The organism is Aliivibrio finisterrensis (genome assembly GCF_008933155.1).
Taxonomy (GTDB): Bacteria; Pseudomonadota; Gammaproteobacteria; order Enterobacterales; family Vibrionaceae; genus Aliivibrio; species Aliivibrio finisterrensis.
The window spans coordinates 122,162-138,224 of sequence record NZ_WBVP01000002.1; the positions used below are offsets into that span (position 1 = coordinate 122,162).

Consider the following 16,063-nt stretch of genomic DNA (forward strand, 5'->3'; position numbering starts at 1 on the left):
GTGTAAATAAACCGTTAGTTCATTAATGATGAGCTGGCGGTTTTTTTTGACTAATCATTTGTAAAGAGGACAATAACTCTTCTAATACAGGGCCAAAAACATGACTGCGCGATACCAAACAACCCATAGGAGTAAACCATCCATCAAATTCATGCGCAATCGGCAACGCCACCAGTTTATTCTGCTCCAGTAAGCTTGCAACACTATGCTCTGGTACTATTGCCCAGCCAACCCCTTTACAAGCGAGATCCATCAAGGTTTGATGCGTATTTGCGTACCACAACTTTGAGCTTATCCCATAGCTGAACCATAACTCTTTACGCTTTGAGCTGCGATGCACTAACTGTCTGTGCCCTTTCAATGCTGCATCATTCACGACAGGCAAACTGGCTAGCTCATGCTCTGGAGACACTACCGTCAGAAAGCGCACATGACCTAGAGTAAAGAAATCCATGTCTACTTTTAGCTCGCCATCTGCATAGACAATCCCGACTTGAGCTTTGCCTTTTTTTACTAACTCTTCAACATCAAAAGTTGAGGTTGTGATGATCTCAAAATCCGTCACAGGAAACTTATCTGCCAAGGCCGCCAATATTTGTAATACATCGTCATTCATTAAGCTCTCATCAATGGCGATGACTAACTCATATTCGTGCTCTCTTTCTAACGATTCAACTTTTTGATCAAAGTACTTTTGTTGATGCAAAATAGATTGGGCAATCGGCAATAACGCTCTGCCTTTCTCTGTCAGCACTGGTGTGTTCTTCTCACGATTAAACAGTTCTTGGTTAATGGCGATCTCTAAATTGGCAATGGCCTGACTTACACCTGATTGAGCGCGTTTTAACTGACGAGCAGCGGCAGAGAATGAACCGCACTCACACACGGTGACAAAGATTTTTAATTGCTCAAAACTGTACATGGCATTGGCTTAGTCATTGGATTAAACACCCAAGCTATCACGATTTGTGATGGCTGTTAACTTTATCTCTTTTATTCGCTCTCTATAATCGCTGATTCATTATTTTTAAATGTATCAATAATCATTAAGAGTCATCGCTATGAAAACAACTGAACGTATTTTCCACGCTGTATTATTTGAGGTATTAGCGGTATCTCTATCTATTCTTGGGTTAGCTATTTTTACTAATCACGATATTACTGCCCTATCAGGAACCATGATAGTCGTTGCCACTATCGCGATGATCTGGAACTTTATTTATAATTGGATTTTCGATCAATTCTTCACTGGCGAGAAAACACAACGCACCCTTTCATTACGCATCTTCCACGTTGTATTGTTTGAATTAGGGTTACTATTCGTAACTGTACCTGTGATGGCTTACTTATTAAACGTAGGCATCTGGGAAGCCTTTATGATGGATATCGGCGTGACTATTTTTATCACCATTTACGCATTCACCTTTAACTGGGTATACGACAATGTAAGAGCAGTATTGGTGAGAAGAATGGCGAGAGATGAGTCGGTCGCTGCGTGATGCATGAGATATAATATAGAGACCCAGATAGTAAACAACCCGCAGATTGGCGGGTTGATTATTTTTTTAGTTACTCGGTATCGGTACTGAATAATTTTCAATCCATTCGAGTGATAAAGGTTTGCTCGTCATCCACAAAAGCCACAAAACCACCGTGATAGATAAACACCCGACCACGCCCCTCAACTAGGCAAGCAAGCTGTGGGAGCAAATCTTCTTCGTTATCCTGACTTTGAAATGTACCTGTATCGGTAATGACACCAGTGAATGTAGGCAAATACCCATAAGTGCGCTTGGCTTGATCAATCAGGCTCAATTCGCTGGCAGTAGAGAAACAAGAGGGGATCGCACCGGCTTCTTCGATAAACATCGTTTTCAGTTCTTCAAAAGCGGTAATCACCAGCCAGTCGATATCGTTAACATGATGGATAAACATAGAGTTTCTCGGTTATTCTGGTGCGGAGATTTTATCACTATTAGGGGAGAACGTAGTAAATATTTAATGGTTAACCTTACTCGTGACTAAAACGCTGCCTTATCACCATACTCCATTGTGAGTCATCTAATATGTCATCTTGGTATCCTTGTTTAATATTATTCTCAGTGGTGTAGGTGTCTACTACACCAAGCCAAAATTTAACTGCGTGATCAGCACCCTCAACTTGCTTCATTTCCCATGAGCCACCTGATTATTTAAATATCTTTATATCAATAACTTACGCATGAAAACCCTAATCATATAGCCACTTCAATACTCAAAAGTGTTAAAGCGCCGCTATACCTGACTATTCACATATCAAAAGCGACGCTTAACTCTTTATTATTAAATAACTTGATATTCTTTTCCTCTAAGGCTGACTATGACTTACATATAGACTACAGTTAGCTAACAAGTCATTTTATTTATTTTTTATTCAAAAACACAGTAAGCTAGGATTGAAAATGAACGATAAAAAAACACATTTAGTACGAAATCTACTGGCGATTGGATGTATTGCCGTTGGACTAATTGCTGCCGGATACTTTTACGTTAAGCATCAAGAACAATTTCCAAGTACAGATGATGCTTATGTTCATGCTAATATTGTGTATATAGCACCACAAGTCAGTGGAAAAATAATCACCAGTAATGCCACTGATTATGCTTCTGTAAGTAAGGGCGATTTATTAGTGCAGATTGACCCTGCTCCATACCAAGCAAAGCTCGATGAAGCAAAAGCGGGCTATGAGATGGCAACATCAAATAACGCAGCCACAGACGATGCAATATTAGCCGCCAGTGCAGATGTAAAAAGTGCCATAGCAACCCTTAGCGATGCTCAAATATCCTACAAACGAATTAAAGAATTATCCGAAAAAAGCTTACTTCCAAAGCAAGGTTTAGACGATGCTCGTCAGAAATTATCATCCGCAGAAAGCAATGTCACCGCAACGAGAGCACGGATGTCTCAACTCATCAAATCTCAAGGTGCCAAAGGCGATGCATCTCCTGAAGTAAAAAAGGCCGCAGCAGCGTTAAGCCAAGCGAGCTTATCATTGTCTTACACAAATATATTTGCAGATCACGATGGTACGCTTGGTAAAGTTCAAGTTCATCCTGGTAGTGTCGTGGTTCCCGGACAAGCATTAGCCCCTTTAGTAGAAGCAAACTCTTATTGGGTTCAAGCAAACTTTAAAGAGACTCATTTAGGACGAGTAACAAAAGGTATGAAAGTAACCATCACCTTAGATCTTTACCCTGACGTGCAATACGTTGGTGTGATTGAAGCGATCTCTCCTGCCAGCGGCGCTTCGTTTTCATTACTGCCACCTGAAAACGCAACAGGAAACTGGGTAAAAGTACCGCAACGTTTTCCTATTCGTATAAAACTAGATAATAATCAAAATAAACTGAAATTTCCTTTACGAGTAGGGGCTAGTGCATCAGTAACGGTTGATACATTAGCGCCTCTAGAAAAATAATCGGAAAGGGAAATTATCATGTCTCATGTCATTACACCGACAGATAGCAACATAAGTGATGGGGCTGATTCTAAGCGTACCTTAGTTACTCTTGCTGTTATGCTTTCAGCCATTATGGTATTGCTTGATATGACTATCGCTAATGTTGCCCTTCCCCATATGATGGGAGCATTAGGGGTAACATCAGAGCAAGTCACTTGGGTGCTAACTTCCTACTCAATGGCTGAGGCTATCTTCATTCCTTTGGCCAGTTTTTTATCTCTAAAGTTTGGCGTTAGAAAGCTGTTATTGATCTCTGTTTCTGGTTTTATCATTACCTCTGCATTATGTGGTCAAGCCGACTCATTGGCCGAAATGGTGACCTTTCGGATCATGCAGGGGGCTTTTGGTGCCTCGGTGATCCCATTATCTCAATCGATTATGGTCCAAATTTATCCTCCTGAACAACGTGGTAAAGCGATGGCTTTGTTTAGCGTTGGGGTATTACTTGGTCCAATTTTAGGGCCGACATTAGGGGGGATCATTACTGAAAATATGGATTGGCGATGGATATTTTATGTCAATCTTCCTGTTGGCCTTATCTGTTTATCTCTTATTTTCTTTTATGTGAAGATTGAAAATAAAGGCCCAACAAAGATCGACTGGCCAATCGTAATTGGTATGACTATCGGGATTGGGTTACTGCAAATGGTGCTTGATCAAGGGAATGAAAAAGGCTGGTTTAGCTCTAATTTGATTTTATTCTCTTCAATCATTAGTGCTATTTCTATTGCTTATTTTGTTCGCCGTTCATTCAAAATCAAAGGGGATATTGCTCCCGTATGGTTATTAAAAGATCGTAATTTAGCCGTGTCGTGCTTAGTCATGGGCGCTTTTGCTATGGGGATGTTTGGTATTACCCAATTGCAACCAATGATGTTAGAGCAATTATTAAACTACCCTGTTGATACGACAGGTCTTGCTATGGCACCACGCGGGTTAACCTCTGCCATTGTATTGGTCATGCTCGCAGGTTACATGGATAAACTTAATGCGAAAGTATTGATTGTAATTGGCTTACTGCTCAATGCTTACGGTACTTATTTAATGATAAAATACTCACTAAATATAGATATGTACTGGATCTTGCTTCCAAGTATTATTCAAGGTGCAGGCATGGGATTGGTGTTTTCACCATTAAGTCAATTAGCTTACTCTACGCTATCGAAACAAGATGCTGTTAGTGGCGCCGTTGTATTTAACTTATTCCGTACCATTGGAGGATCCTTTGGTATCTCTATTGTGAATACCTACTTCAGTCGCATGGAGCAAAAAGAGTGGAATTCGTTAGGGGGAGATTTAACGCTAAGTAATCCGGTTCTTCAACAAGCTGCCCATACTCAAGGGCATCATATTACTGATCCTACATTTTTAGCACAAATCCAATCATTGCTACATCAGCAGTCGACAATGATGGCGTTCGTATCTACGTTTGGATTTATACTCGCCTCGTATTTATTTTTGATCCCATTTATTGCCTTGTTTAAGAAAAAACAACTCGCCAATAATCAATAATAAAAATGCCATAAGTTGCCACTGACTTATGGCATTCCCCTTATCAGAGCTAAAAACACAATAGAATATCCCTCTCCAGAGGTACTCGATTTAGTTTATTACACTAATTTAACATCATATAATAAGCTATATACAAAGAAACACCTACTTACATATATTATCTATTTATAAAATAAATACGGTGCGTTGCTGATATTTCCAGTATAGAATCCCCGCTCAATGTCCAGTCTATGTCTTCGCACCCTTTGATTTCTAAATAAGGAGGTGCTGAATACGGTAGATTTGTGATAAATAAACGCTGGCTAAATACAGAGAAAAATGAATCTCTATTTGGTGATCACAGCACTGATGTGGCATTGAGAAAATTTAAAATGAGTAGTACAACAATGAAACCAACAATTGTTATTGCCCTAGGCGGCAATGCACTATTGCGTCGTGGTCAGGTTCTTTCTTATGAAAATCAACTTGAAAACGTAAAGGTAGCGGCAGAATCGATTGCTAAATTAAGTGAAGATTACCGTATTGCTATTGTTCATGGAAATGGTCCACAAGTTGGTTTATTAAGCCAACAAAATGATGCCTTTGATGCTGTTCCTTCTTATCCTCTTAGCTGTTTAGTTGCCGAGTCCCAAGGGATGATAGCAACCATGCTTGCACAAGAATTGCGTAACCGCGTTGATTGTAACGTATCAACAATTCTTACTCATGTAGATGTCGATAAAGCCGACCCTGCATTTAACGAACCGATGAAATTTATTGGTCAAGTCTATTCAGAAGCAGAAGCTAAAGCTCTTGCTGAAGAGTTTGATTGGTCTATTCACCAAGATGGTGACTACTATAGACGCGTTGTTGCCTCTCCTGCTCCTAAAAATATTCGTGAAAGTGAATTGATTTCATTAGCTTTGCAGCACGATAACATCGTTATTTGTTGTGGCGGTGGCGGCATTCCTATTTGTACTGATGAGAATGGCATCACTTCAAATATTGATTGTGTTATTGATAAAGACTCAACGGCATCGTTACTTTCTCAACAAATTTCCGCCGACTTTTTCTTAATTTTGACCGATGGTGATGGGGTATTCTTCCATTACGGTAAGCCAAACCAAATCAAATTAGACATTGCGACAACCGAAGAATTAAAAGGTTATGCGTTTGATAAAGGCTCTATGCAGCCAAAAATTGATGCGATGATCAACTATGTTGAAAATGTCGATATTTCAATTGGTATCATTACCGATTTGCATTTGGCTTTAGATGCTCTTAATGGCACCGCAGGTACAAAAATTGTAAAAAATAAGTTCTATGATGATTCTATTTCTCATCAACAGAATGATGGTGAATTAGCCCTAGCTTAACGGTTTTATTCCCCTAGAAAACAAAAGCCCTAACGCGTTGTTAGGGCTTTTTAATATCGAGTGTGCGATAAGTAAACGCTTATAACACTTGCTCTTTAATCACCGTAAACACGCCAGCGTCTTTGTTACTTGGCGCGATAAAGCGTGCTGTGTCTTTCACCTGCTGATGTGCGTTTTCCATCGCGTAAGAATAGTAGCTCTCTTGTAGCATTTCTAAATCATTTAAGTAATCACCAAAACTCATTGTCTCTTCAAAACTAAAGCCAAGCGTGTTTTGAAGATGCTTGATCGCCGCCCCTTTAGAGGCAACCGCATTCATTACATCGAGCCAGATCTTAGCGCTAACCACCACTTGATGTGTATGACCAAACTCTGCATTTATTACCGGATTAATATGCTCTGCTGAACCATCAAAATGACAAAGAGCGACTTTAATGAACTCATCATCAATTGCTAATAAATCTTCTACGTATTGGCAACGCTGATAATATTTAGAGAACTCGGCTAATGCTTGTGGGTCTTGAGTTTCAATGTAAGCGGATTGTTTTCCGCACAATACAATGTGTGCTCCATCTATAGAACGCGCGGTTTGAATAATGTTTTTGATTGATGGTGTATCTATCGTGCAACTGTAAAGCTCTTGGCCTTTATGCATCACTAACGTGCCATTTTCAGCAATGAACATCATGCTATCTTTCACTGGCTCAAAGGTTTCTAATAAGCTGTAGTACTGACGTCCAGACGCCGCGGCAAACATGATGCCTTTGTCTTCTAGTTGCTTATACAATTCGAAAAAACGTGGGTCTAACTGGCTGTGCTCATTAAGTAATGTGCCATCCATATCGGTAGCAATAAATTTTACGTTATGTTTTTGCATTGATTAATACTCAGAATAAATTGAACAATAGAATGCGCTGAGGCGAGATAATGACAAAAGAGTATATACCTTAGCATTATGGGAACCGAACCACTCGCGTTCAAAATGAGAGGTTAATATCACTCTTTTTGTAAATAAAAAAGGAGCCACGAAGGCCCCTTTTGATAGTGGTGAACTAAAATTAAATTAGCTTTTTACTTGCTCAACAATTTCTCTTGTTAATCGCGCAATGGTATCCCAGTCTTTATTTTCGATTAGTTTCTTATCTACCATCCATGTGCCACCACAAGCTAATACTTGAGGAATAGCCAAATAATCCTGAATATTTGATGCGGTAATTCCACCGGTTGGCATTAGTCGAATATCACCATAAGGACCAACTAAAGATTTAACCATATTAAGACCACCAGACGCTTCTGCCGGGAAAAACTTCAGCGTAGTTAACCCCATTTCTAATGCCGCCTCTACTGTACTTGGGTTATTTACACCAGGAACAATATCAATCCCAATTTCTTGGCATGCTTTAACTGTATTTGGATTGAAACCAGGAGACACAACGAAGCTTGCTCCAGCCTCTTTTGCTGCAAGTGCTTGCTCACCATTTAAAACCGTTCCAGCGCCAATCAGCATGTGAGGCTGTGATTGCTTTAAAAGACGAATAGCTTCTACTGCTGCATCTGAGCGAAAAGTAATTTCAGCCGCAGGAAGTCCATTATCGGATAACACCTTACCTAATGGAATAATATCTTGAGCATTATCCAATGCGATAACTGGAATGACTTTTAGCGATTGAAGTTGTTCATTAATTGTCGACATTTTATATTCCTACTCTGATATTAAAGTGTATCTGTAATGTGTTTAGGGATAATTGCCCCATGATGTTGAATAACAAGGCCAGCTAATGCATTACCTCGACGACACGCTTCAAACACTGAGCCGCCAGTAAGGTAACAAGATAAGAATCCACCATTAAATGAATCCCCTGCAGAAGTGGTATCTACAACCGTTTCGACTTGTTTCGTTGCGATTAATGTTGGCTGATGATCTGGGCTTTCGCTCATCAGGCAGCCTTTAGCACCCAATTTTACAACAACGGTTTTCACTCCTAATTGATGAAGCCTTAGAATCGTTTGTGTCGGATCTTGGTCTGCCCATAAAAGCTGTTCATCTTCATATGTCACCAATGCGACATCAGTCGTTTGATACGCTTGCTGATAGGCCTCTTTTGTTTTTATTTCTGAATCCCATAATTTTGGTCGATAATTACTATCAAAAATAATCGTAATCCCTTGTTGATGTAGGTCATTTAACAAGCCTAATAACATGCATCGATCTTCATCAGGTAAAATAGCCAAACTTATACCACTAATAAAAATGGCATCAACTCTCTCAAGGTTCTTACGAATTTTTCCAAAATCAGGGTGCTGAAGCATATAACGTGCAGCGGAGTCATTACGCCAATACAAAAATGTTCGCTCACCTTGCTCATCCACTTGTATCAAATAAAGACCAGGAGAACGATGAGAGTCTTGAAGAGTAAAATCCGTTGATATTCCTTCCTCTTTCCAGCGTTTCATTATCTCTTGGCTAATGGCATCAGTTCCTAAAGAAGTAACATAACTGGTTTGAACTGCATGAGTTTCTTCCGATGATCTTGATAGGCTTCGATTTAAATATATTGCAGCATTTAAGGTATCCCCACCGTAACTCTGTTGCATTTGTCCAAAGGGGTCGCCATTTAATTCGATCATACATTCACCAATAATAGCGATGTGACTCATATATATTTCCTTTAATGTTACGACTTAAAAATGAAAGTGAGCCATTATTTGCTAGCAATTAACGGCTCACTTATATGACTAACTAAAAGAGGTTATTTATCATCAAGTTTAACGAATAATAACGTTAGAATATAAGAGAGAACAAACACACCACACACGCCCAAAATCGCTTGAATAAAGTTTTGTGTTCCGCCTGATAGATACGCAGGTAAACTGAATACAGACGATAATATGTAGCTGTTTAAATGAGTATCAATGGTAACTGATATAGCACCAAATACGCCGGCAGCTAAACTTGCTGTCATTAACGCTTTCGTATACTTAGTCAGAACACCAAATAACGCAGGTTCTGTAATACCTAGAATTGCAGTAACCCCCGAACCTAATGTGATTGATGACTCTTCTTTAGATACGTATTTACGTTGCTTATGCCACACTGCCATGGTTGCACCAGCAATCGCTAAATTACCTAAGCACATGATAGGCATTAATAAATCTTTTCCGTATAGCGCAAAATTATTTAAACTGATTGGCGTCATACTGTGGTGAATACCAAATACAATAGTAATTGGGCGAGTTAGACCAAAGACAAAACCTGTTAACGTTGGAGATATCTCAAGTAATGAACCAACTACCCATCCCGCGCCATTACTCAACCAAATACCTGCAGGGCCTACAAATGATAGCGTAATAGTCGAAGTTACTGTAAAGGCTAAAAGTGGCGTAAATACAGGTTTTGCTGATGAAGGAACCAACTTATCAACTAAAGGCGTTACTTTCGACAACACCCAAATAGCCAATATTGCAGGGACAATGGCACCGCCGTAATTTAATAGCTCAATAGGAACAACGCCAAGTACCGTTAACTCAGGCACTGCACCAACATCTTTTAGCTGCGCTGCTTTCTCAATTAATTTAGGCGCAAGCATTGCTGATGAAACAGCCAGTGCAATGTATTCATTAACTTTAAACACCTTCGCTGCTGAGAATGAAACCAACATAGGTAAAAAGAAAAATACAGCAACAGAGATAGAACGGAAAAAATACACCGTATCTGAGGACTCAGAAATCACATTGGTTGCAATAAGACCAGAAAGCAGGCCCATCAACATACCTGCACCTGCAATCGCAGGAACTACTGGGCCGAAGATACCCGCAACAATTCGCATGACACCTTGAAATAACTTACCTTTCTCTATGGTATCTACCCCAGGAGAGCTCGTGTTCATCGATGTATTTGAAATCGCGTTATACCATTTTTCAACCTCAACCCCGATAATGACTTGAGTTTGCCCTTGTTGTAAAACAACCCCTTTTACGCCTTTTATTTTTTTGATTTCATCTTGATTAACAAGCGACTCATCCACTAACTTAAACCGTAAGCGAGTCATGCAGTGAGTCGTACTATTTATATTATTTTCACTGCCAAGAGCTTTAATTAATAACTGTAAGTTATCCTCAAAGCTGAGTTCTTTAGATGTCGAGTCTATACCTTTTGGGATCTCGTTATTTGTGTCAATGCTTTGCATAACATACCTGTTTTGGAAATGACTAAGTTGGAGATATCATAACGACAACCCATATTAATCCAACTCTATAAAAAGAGAGTTATCTCACATTTAAACTCAGTAAAATTATTTTTTCGGCCTTTTTTCAGGATTGGTCTGTTTTATTAATCAATTAAAAAACCTTTTCAGACCAATTATTTTCACCCCAAAATTAGGGCTTGAAATGTTACTTTTAACACGGTTATATAATAGAAGTTATTATTAATTTAGGTTGTTTAATTGTGAAAAAAACCATCATCACCAATATCGATTGTATAATTACAAAGCCAGACCGACATAACTTAATTACTGTTGTCGTTGAAACTGATCATGGAGTAACTGGTTTTGGTTGTGCGACTTTTCAGCAGCGACCATTAGCGGTAAAAACTATGGTTGACGAATATCTCAAACCACTTCTTATCGGTAAAGATGCGAATAATATTGAAGATATTTGGCAAATGATGATGGTTAACGCGTATTGGCGTAATGGACCTGTTATTAATAATGCCATTTCTGGTGTAGACATGGCGTTGTGGGATATTAAAGCAAAATTAGCAGGCATGCCTTTACATCAATTATTTGGTGGAAAATCAAGAGATGCGATCCCTGTATACACCCATGCAACCAGCGATACAATGGAAGGCATTTATGACTTGGTCGACTCATTTCTAAATAAAGGTTACAAGCATATACGTTGCCAATTAGGCTTTTATGGTGGTGTTCCAAGCCAGTTAAACACAGCGCAAAACCCAACAGAAGGCTCATACTACGATCAAGATCAGTACATGGATAATACCTTAACCATGTTCCGACTTTTGAGAGAAAAATACGGTAATACATTCCACATTTTGCATGATGTTCATGAACGCTTATTCCCTAATCAAGCCATTCAATTTGCAAAAGAGGTCGAGCAGTTTAAGCCATATTTCATTGAAGATATTTTACCGCCCAACCAAACTGAATGGTTGGATAATATCAGAAGCCAATCCTCGGTTTCATTAGGATTAGGTGAGCTATTTAATAACCCTGAAGAGTGGAAAGCATTAATCATTAATCGACGAATTGATTTTATTCGTTGTCATGTTTCGCAAATTGGTGGGATCACTCCTGCTCTAAAACTTGCTCACTTATGCCAAACCTTTGGGGTTCGTCTGGCTTGGCATTGCCCACCAGATATGACACCTATTGGTGCTGCTGTAAATACGCACTTAAACGTACATTTACATAATGCGGCGATTCAAGAGCATGTTGAATATAACGAGAACACCAAGCGTGTTTTCCCTAATGCTGCAGAGCCGATTAATGGTTATCTTTACGCATCGGAAACTACTGGGATTGGTGTCGAAATCAATAGAGAAGCTGCGGCTGAATTCCCTGTAATGTATCGTCCCCATGAATGGACTCAAAGCAGGCTCCCTGATGGGTCCATTCATACTCCTTAAAAACGATAGCCGCTTATAACTGAGCGGCTATTTTTTATCTCGATAATCAATACTCTCATTGTTAAATGGAGTGTGATACGTACATTGATAATTGATATCTATAATATTACTGACGATGAATAACTCGCCATTTTTTAAAAAACCACGATTCGTAATATTCATTGCTGCTGTATTTTTTTTACAATCAAGAAGCTCTGAATCTTCCCTTGATACACTGATCGCTTGGTAACTGGTTAAATAACTATCTATATCCAAACCTATCGCTAATGCATGCTTTTGAATCGAGCTCTCAATAATTTGCTCATTCATTTCCGGAAATAATCTAACCGGAATTTTAGCCTCTTCAATTTGAATTACTTTATTATGAATTAATCTTAATCTTCTTATATGCCATATATAATCATCATCACTAATTGAAAAGATTTGCTTATCATGCTGATCGGGCAATGTTTTATTCAGCTTTATTTTCTTATATGACATTTCATCAAAACTATTTTCAGTAATGGAATTATAAATTAATGGCGTTCCCATTACTGACGTATTAACAAAATACCCTGAACCTAATTTAACTTTTACAATCCCAATCGCTTCTAATTTTGCCAGAGCCTTTCGAATCGTGAATCGAGACAAACCATACAGCTCAGAGAGATCCCTTTCTGGAGGTAACTTATGACTAATACTATTTTGGCAAATTTTACTAATAATATCTTGAACCACTAATTCATATTTTTTCATACAATTCCATCATATATGGTTGTAACTCACGTAATAAGTATAACATCAATAATAGTTAGCACCGATATGAATCACACTCAAATCAGAGGCATAAAAAAGGAGCCACGAAGGCCCCTTTTGGTTTAATAACTCACTCAGTTATTTACTACGATTGGTATTACTCATCATCAATGTGAACAAGCTTGGTACTTCCGCCGTGCAGTTTCTCACGACGGCGTTGCACCATGGCATAGAAACCAGGGATAAGTAGCGTACCGACCAATAACACGCACAGTAAGCCGCCAATCAGTGACACACCCAGAGAGTTTTGGCTGATGTAACCCGCTCCTGATGCAAACACCAATGGCAAAATACCTAAGATGAATGACCACGATGTCATGTTTACCGCGCGGAATCGTAAACGACCGCCATTTACTGATGCGTTATCCAAATCTGTCTCTTTCTCTTCACGCTCGTTTTTCGCAAACTCTACAATCAAGATGGCATTTTTTGCGGCCAGCGCGATTAAGAGAACCAAACCAATTTGAGCGTATAGATTCAATGGCATTCCTGCTAAATTTAAGGCCACAAAGGAGCCTAATGTCGCCACAGGAACCACAAGGATAATCGCCAGAGGGATACTCCAACTCTCGTACTGTGCCACCATAAATAGATAGATAAAGATCAGCGCTAGAGCAAACGCATAAATCGCTTGGTTACCCGCTTTCACTTCTTGGTAAGCCATGCCTGTCCACTCGTATTGGTAGCCGTGAGGAAGCACCTCAGCGGCAACACGTTCCATCGCAGCAATCGCATCACCACTCGAATAGCCTGCGGCAGGTTGACCTTGAATAACGGCTGAACGATACATGTTGTAACGCCACGCTACATCGGGTTCAAATACCGTGTCATAAGTCACTAATGTGCTTAGTGGCACCATTTGACCCGAGCTTGCACGCACGTGAAATTTATCCAAATCATCCATACTGCTACGGTACTGCCCATCAGCTTGCATAGTGACACGGAAGTTCTTACCAAACATGGTAAAATCATTCACGTACATCGAACCCAAATTACCTTGCAGCGTTTGGAAAATAGAACCAAGTGATACCCCAAGTTGTTTGGCTTTTTCACGGTCAATATCCACATAGTAATGCGGAACGTTGGCACGGAATGTACTGAATGTGTATTGAATTTCAGGTTGCTGGTTTGCAGTTTGAATCACTTGGTTCATCACATTCGCTAAATCCGTACGATTACGACCTAGCGTATCTTCTAACACAAACTCAAAACCAGAAGCTGCTCCCATCCCGGGTACCGCTGGCGCACCCATCGCGAAAATCACCGCTTCTGGTAACTCCATTGCGGCACGGCCATTGATACGATTCGTGATAGCGAATGACGAGTTATCTCCCTCCATGTCATTACGAACATCCCAAGGCTTTAATTTCACAAACAATGACGCGCCATTAGAAGCTGCCGCCCCTGTTAAAAACGCATAACCATTAGCAATAGTAACGCCATCAACCCCTTGCTCTTGATTCAAGATCTCAAGCACTTTGGCTGACACTTCTTCAGTACGAGAAAGTGATGCGGAATCAGGCAACTGCACGTTAACCAGCAAAATTCCTTTATCTTCTTGAGGAACGAATGCCGTTGACGTATTTTTCGCAAGGTAAGTCACCGAGCCAAGCGCTACAGCAAAAAATACCATCAAGATCGTTGTTTTTCGAACAAAGAAACCCGCAATTTCACCGTATTTATTAGTAACTTTATCTAAACCATGGTTGAAGGCTTTAAACCAACGAGCCGTATTATCTCCACCTTGCTTTAGCACCAAAGAACACAGTGCAGGAGAAAGCGTTAACGCATTAATTGATGAGATAATTACCGCAATACAGATGGTTAATGCGAACTGGCGATACATGATTCCAGTAATACCCGGAAGCATTGCAACAGGAATAAACACCGCAAGCAGAACTAAAGTTGAGGTAATGATTGGGCCTGTTACTTCTTTCATCGCGATTAACGTGGCTTTTCTTGGGCTTAATGACGGATCACGCTTCATAATGGTATCGACGTTTTCGATAACCAAAATGGCATCATCCACTACAATACCAATGGCTAAGATAAGGCCAAACAAGGTTACAGTATTAATCGTAAACCCGGTCATAAGCATGACCGCAAAGGTACCAATTAACGATACTGGGATTGCAACAACTGGAATTAGCGTTGCACGCGCACTGCCTAAGAACAGATACGTTACCGCGATTACCAATAAAATCGCTTCAATTAAGGTTTTTACTACCCCTTTAATGGATTCTGCAACGAACAGCGTGGTGTCATAACTGGTTTCATACGCCAAGCCTTCAGGGAAAGTCGCACTAAGCTTTTCAAGCATCTCCATTACCGCTTTTCCACTCTCTAATGCGTTGGCATCCGATTGCAGAGACAGCGTTACGATAGAGGCGTCTTTTCCTCTAAATTGGCCATTACCGTCGTAAAATTTCTTACCTAACTCAACACGCGCAATGTCTTTTAGATAAACTGATGACCCGTCGTTATTTGCACGAAGTACGACGTTTTCAAACTCTTCAACTGATTCTAAACGCCCTTTTGTCACCAAGTTAAACTGCACATCTTGCGCACTGGCATAAGGCGCAGCACCAATTTTACCTGCCGCAACTTGTACGTTTTGTTCAGCTAATGCGGCATGAACATCAGAGGTAGTTAACCCTAAGTTGGTCATTTTATCTGGATCGAGCCAAACACGCATTGCGTATTCACCACCACCAAGTACACCAACTTCACTAATACCCGTGACACGAGCCAGCTGATCTTTAATGTTTAGGTTTACATAGTTAATTAAAAATTGGTCATCATACTTACCATCAGGCGAGTAGAAGTTCAGTACCATTAAAAGATCAGGAGAGCGCTTTTTAACCGTCACACCTACCATGCGAACTTCTTGTGGCAGTTTAGATTCTATTTGCGCAACCCGATTCTGAACATTGACCTGAGCCATGTCAGGATCGGTGCCCACATCAAAGGTAACGTTAAGAGAGTACGACCCGTCATTGGCACTTTTTGAGGACATATAAATCATATCCTCAACCCCATTGACCGAGGTTTCTATCGGATCGGCAATGGCTTGTTCAACCACCTCTGCACTTGCCCCCGTGTAGTACGCATTAACGCTTACTGAAGGTGGACTAATTTTAGGGTATTCCGCCACAGGAAGAATCGCTAAAGAAATGGCTCCGGCAAGAGTGAGAATAATAGAAATAACCAGAGCAAACTTTGGACGCTGTATAAAAAATCGACTTAACATA

At 40.0% G+C, this 16,063-nt stretch carries 14 protein-coding genes; 5 read left to right on the plus strand and 9 right to left on the minus strand.

Annotated features, from left to right (window positions below):
- Positions 1–22 precede the first annotated feature (22 nt).
- Positions 23–922: a LysR family transcriptional regulator gene (locus F8B77_RS02470; protein ID WP_151653389.1), complete on the minus strand. Its 900-nt coding sequence runs from the start codon at positions 920–922 to the stop codon at positions 23–25.
- Between the two features lie 139 nt (positions 923–1,061).
- Here F8B77_RS02470 and F8B77_RS02475 point away from each other — a divergent pair, with 139 nt between their 5' ends.
- Positions 1,062–1,499 (plus strand): PACE efflux transporter, encoded by a 438-nt coding sequence (locus F8B77_RS02475; protein WP_167512737.1) that lies wholly within the window; start codon positions 1,062–1,064, stop codon positions 1,497–1,499.
- 97 nt (positions 1,500–1,596) lie between these two features.
- Here F8B77_RS02475 and F8B77_RS02480 read toward each other — a convergent pair whose 3' ends face one another.
- Complete coding sequence (locus tag F8B77_RS02480) at positions 1,597–1,935, minus strand: cytosolic protein (protein ID WP_151653393.1); 339 nt, start codon at positions 1,933–1,935, stop codon at positions 1,597–1,599.
- 76 nt (positions 1,936–2,011) lie between these two features.
- Positions 2,012–2,170, minus strand: a complete 159-nt coding sequence (locus F8B77_RS17460) for a hypothetical protein (protein WP_167512738.1) — start codon at positions 2,168–2,170, stop codon at positions 2,012–2,014.
- Positions 2,171–2,441: 271 nt separating this feature from the next.
- Between F8B77_RS17460 and F8B77_RS02485 the strand changes: the two genes are divergently transcribed.
- From F8B77_RS02485 to F8B77_RS02495, 3 genes are all read left to right on the plus strand, one after another.
- A complete protein-coding gene (locus F8B77_RS02485; RefSeq protein WP_151653395.1) occupies positions 2,442–3,461 on the plus strand; it encodes an HlyD family secretion protein in 1,020 nt (339 codons plus the stop codon).
- A gap of 18 nt (positions 3,462–3,479) precedes the next feature.
- The gene (locus F8B77_RS02490; RefSeq protein ID WP_151653397.1) at positions 3,480–5,015 is read left to right on the plus strand and encodes a DHA2 family efflux MFS transporter permease subunit; all 1,536 of its coding nucleotides are present in this window, start codon (positions 3,480–3,482) and stop codon (positions 5,013–5,015) included.
- Positions 5,016–5,299: 284 nt separating this feature from the next.
- On the plus strand, positions 5,300–6,370 hold the full coding sequence (locus F8B77_RS02495) for a carbamate kinase (protein WP_244298172.1): 1,071 nt from the start codon (positions 5,300–5,302) through the stop codon (positions 6,368–6,370).
- Between the two features lie 79 nt (positions 6,371–6,449).
- On the opposite strand, the gene F8B77_RS02500 is transcribed toward F8B77_RS02495, so the two are convergent.
- The 4 genes from F8B77_RS02500 to F8B77_RS02515 form a co-directional block, all read right to left on the minus strand.
- Positions 6,450–7,247 carry a Cof-type HAD-IIB family hydrolase gene (locus F8B77_RS02500; RefSeq protein WP_151653399.1) on the minus strand — a complete coding sequence of 266 codons (798 nt, stop codon included), beginning with the start codon at positions 7,245–7,247 and terminating at the stop codon, positions 6,450–6,452.
- Between the two features lie 186 nt (positions 7,248–7,433).
- Positions 7,434–8,063, minus strand: coding sequence for a bifunctional 4-hydroxy-2-oxoglutarate aldolase/2-dehydro-3-deoxy-phosphogluconate aldolase (locus tag F8B77_RS02505; protein WP_151653401.1), 630 nt, complete (start codon positions 8,061–8,063; stop codon positions 7,434–7,436).
- Between the two features lie 20 nt (positions 8,064–8,083).
- Complete coding sequence (locus F8B77_RS02510; protein ID WP_151653403.1) at positions 8,084–9,028, minus strand: sugar kinase; 945 nt, start codon at positions 9,026–9,028, stop codon at positions 8,084–8,086.
- A 92-nt stretch (positions 9,029–9,120) separates the two neighbouring features.
- The gene (locus F8B77_RS02515; RefSeq protein WP_151653405.1) at positions 9,121–10,557 is read right to left on the minus strand and encodes a PTS transporter subunit EIIC; all 1,437 of its coding nucleotides are present in this window, start codon (positions 10,555–10,557) and stop codon (positions 9,121–9,123) included.
- 260 nt (positions 10,558–10,817) lie between these two features.
- Between F8B77_RS02515 and F8B77_RS02520 the strand changes: the two genes are divergently transcribed.
- Complete coding sequence (locus F8B77_RS02520) at positions 10,818–12,017, plus strand: enolase C-terminal domain-like protein (RefSeq protein ID WP_151653407.1); 1,200 nt, start codon at positions 10,818–10,820, stop codon at positions 12,015–12,017.
- 27 nt (positions 12,018–12,044) lie between these two features.
- On the opposite strand, the gene F8B77_RS02525 is transcribed toward F8B77_RS02520, so the two are convergent.
- Together F8B77_RS02525 and F8B77_RS02530 are read right to left on the minus strand one after the other, a co-directional pair.
- Positions 12,045–12,752 carry a GntR family transcriptional regulator gene (locus tag F8B77_RS02525; RefSeq protein WP_151653409.1) on the minus strand — a complete coding sequence of 236 codons (708 nt, stop codon included), beginning with the start codon at positions 12,750–12,752 and terminating at the stop codon, positions 12,045–12,047.
- A 157-nt stretch (positions 12,753–12,909) separates the two neighbouring features.
- On the minus strand, positions 12,910–16,062 hold the full coding sequence (locus F8B77_RS02530) for an efflux RND transporter permease subunit (protein WP_151653411.1): 3,153 nt from the start codon (positions 16,060–16,062) through the stop codon (positions 12,910–12,912).
- Position 16,063: the final 1 nt, after the last annotated feature.

Excerpts from the sequence above, each read along its gene's own strand:
- F8B77_RS02470 (WP_151653389.1), bottom strand. The coding sequence starts at position 922 with ATGTACAGTTTTGAGCAATTAAAAATCTTTGTCACCGTGTGTGAGTGC.
- F8B77_RS02475 (WP_167512737.1), top strand. The coding sequence starts at position 1,062 with ATGAAAACAACTGAACGTATTTTCCACGCTGTATTATTTGAGGTATTA.
- F8B77_RS02480 (WP_151653393.1), bottom strand. The coding sequence starts at position 1,935 with ATGTTTATCCATCATGTTAACGATATCGACTGGCTGGTGATTACCGCT.
- F8B77_RS17460 (WP_167512738.1), bottom strand. The coding sequence starts at position 2,170 with ATGAAGCAAGTTGAGGGTGCTGATCACGCAGTTAAATTTTGGCTTGGT.
- F8B77_RS02485 (WP_151653395.1), top strand. The coding sequence starts at position 2,442 with ATGAACGATAAAAAAACACATTTAGTACGAAATCTACTGGCGATTGGA.
- F8B77_RS02490 (WP_151653397.1), top strand. The coding sequence starts at position 3,480 with ATGTCTCATGTCATTACACCGACAGATAGCAACATAAGTGATGGGGCT.
- F8B77_RS02500 (WP_151653399.1), bottom strand. The coding sequence starts at position 7,247 with ATGCAAAAACATAACGTAAAATTTATTGCTACCGATATGGATGGCACA.
- F8B77_RS02505 (WP_151653401.1), bottom strand. The coding sequence starts at position 8,063 with ATGTCGACAATTAATGAACAACTTCAATCGCTAAAAGTCATTCCAGTT.
- F8B77_RS02510 (WP_151653403.1), bottom strand. The coding sequence starts at position 9,028 with ATGAGTCACATCGCTATTATTGGTGAATGTATGATCGAATTAAATGGC.
- F8B77_RS02515 (WP_151653405.1), bottom strand. The coding sequence starts at position 10,557 with ATGCAAAGCATTGACACAAATAACGAGATCCCAAAAGGTATAGACTCG.
- F8B77_RS02525 (WP_151653409.1), bottom strand. The coding sequence starts at position 12,752 with ATGAAAAAATATGAATTAGTGGTTCAAGATATTATTAGTAAAATTTGC.
- F8B77_RS02530 (WP_151653411.1), bottom strand. The coding sequence starts at position 16,062 with ATGTTAAGTCGATTTTTTATACAGCGTCCAAAGTTTGCTCTGGTTATT.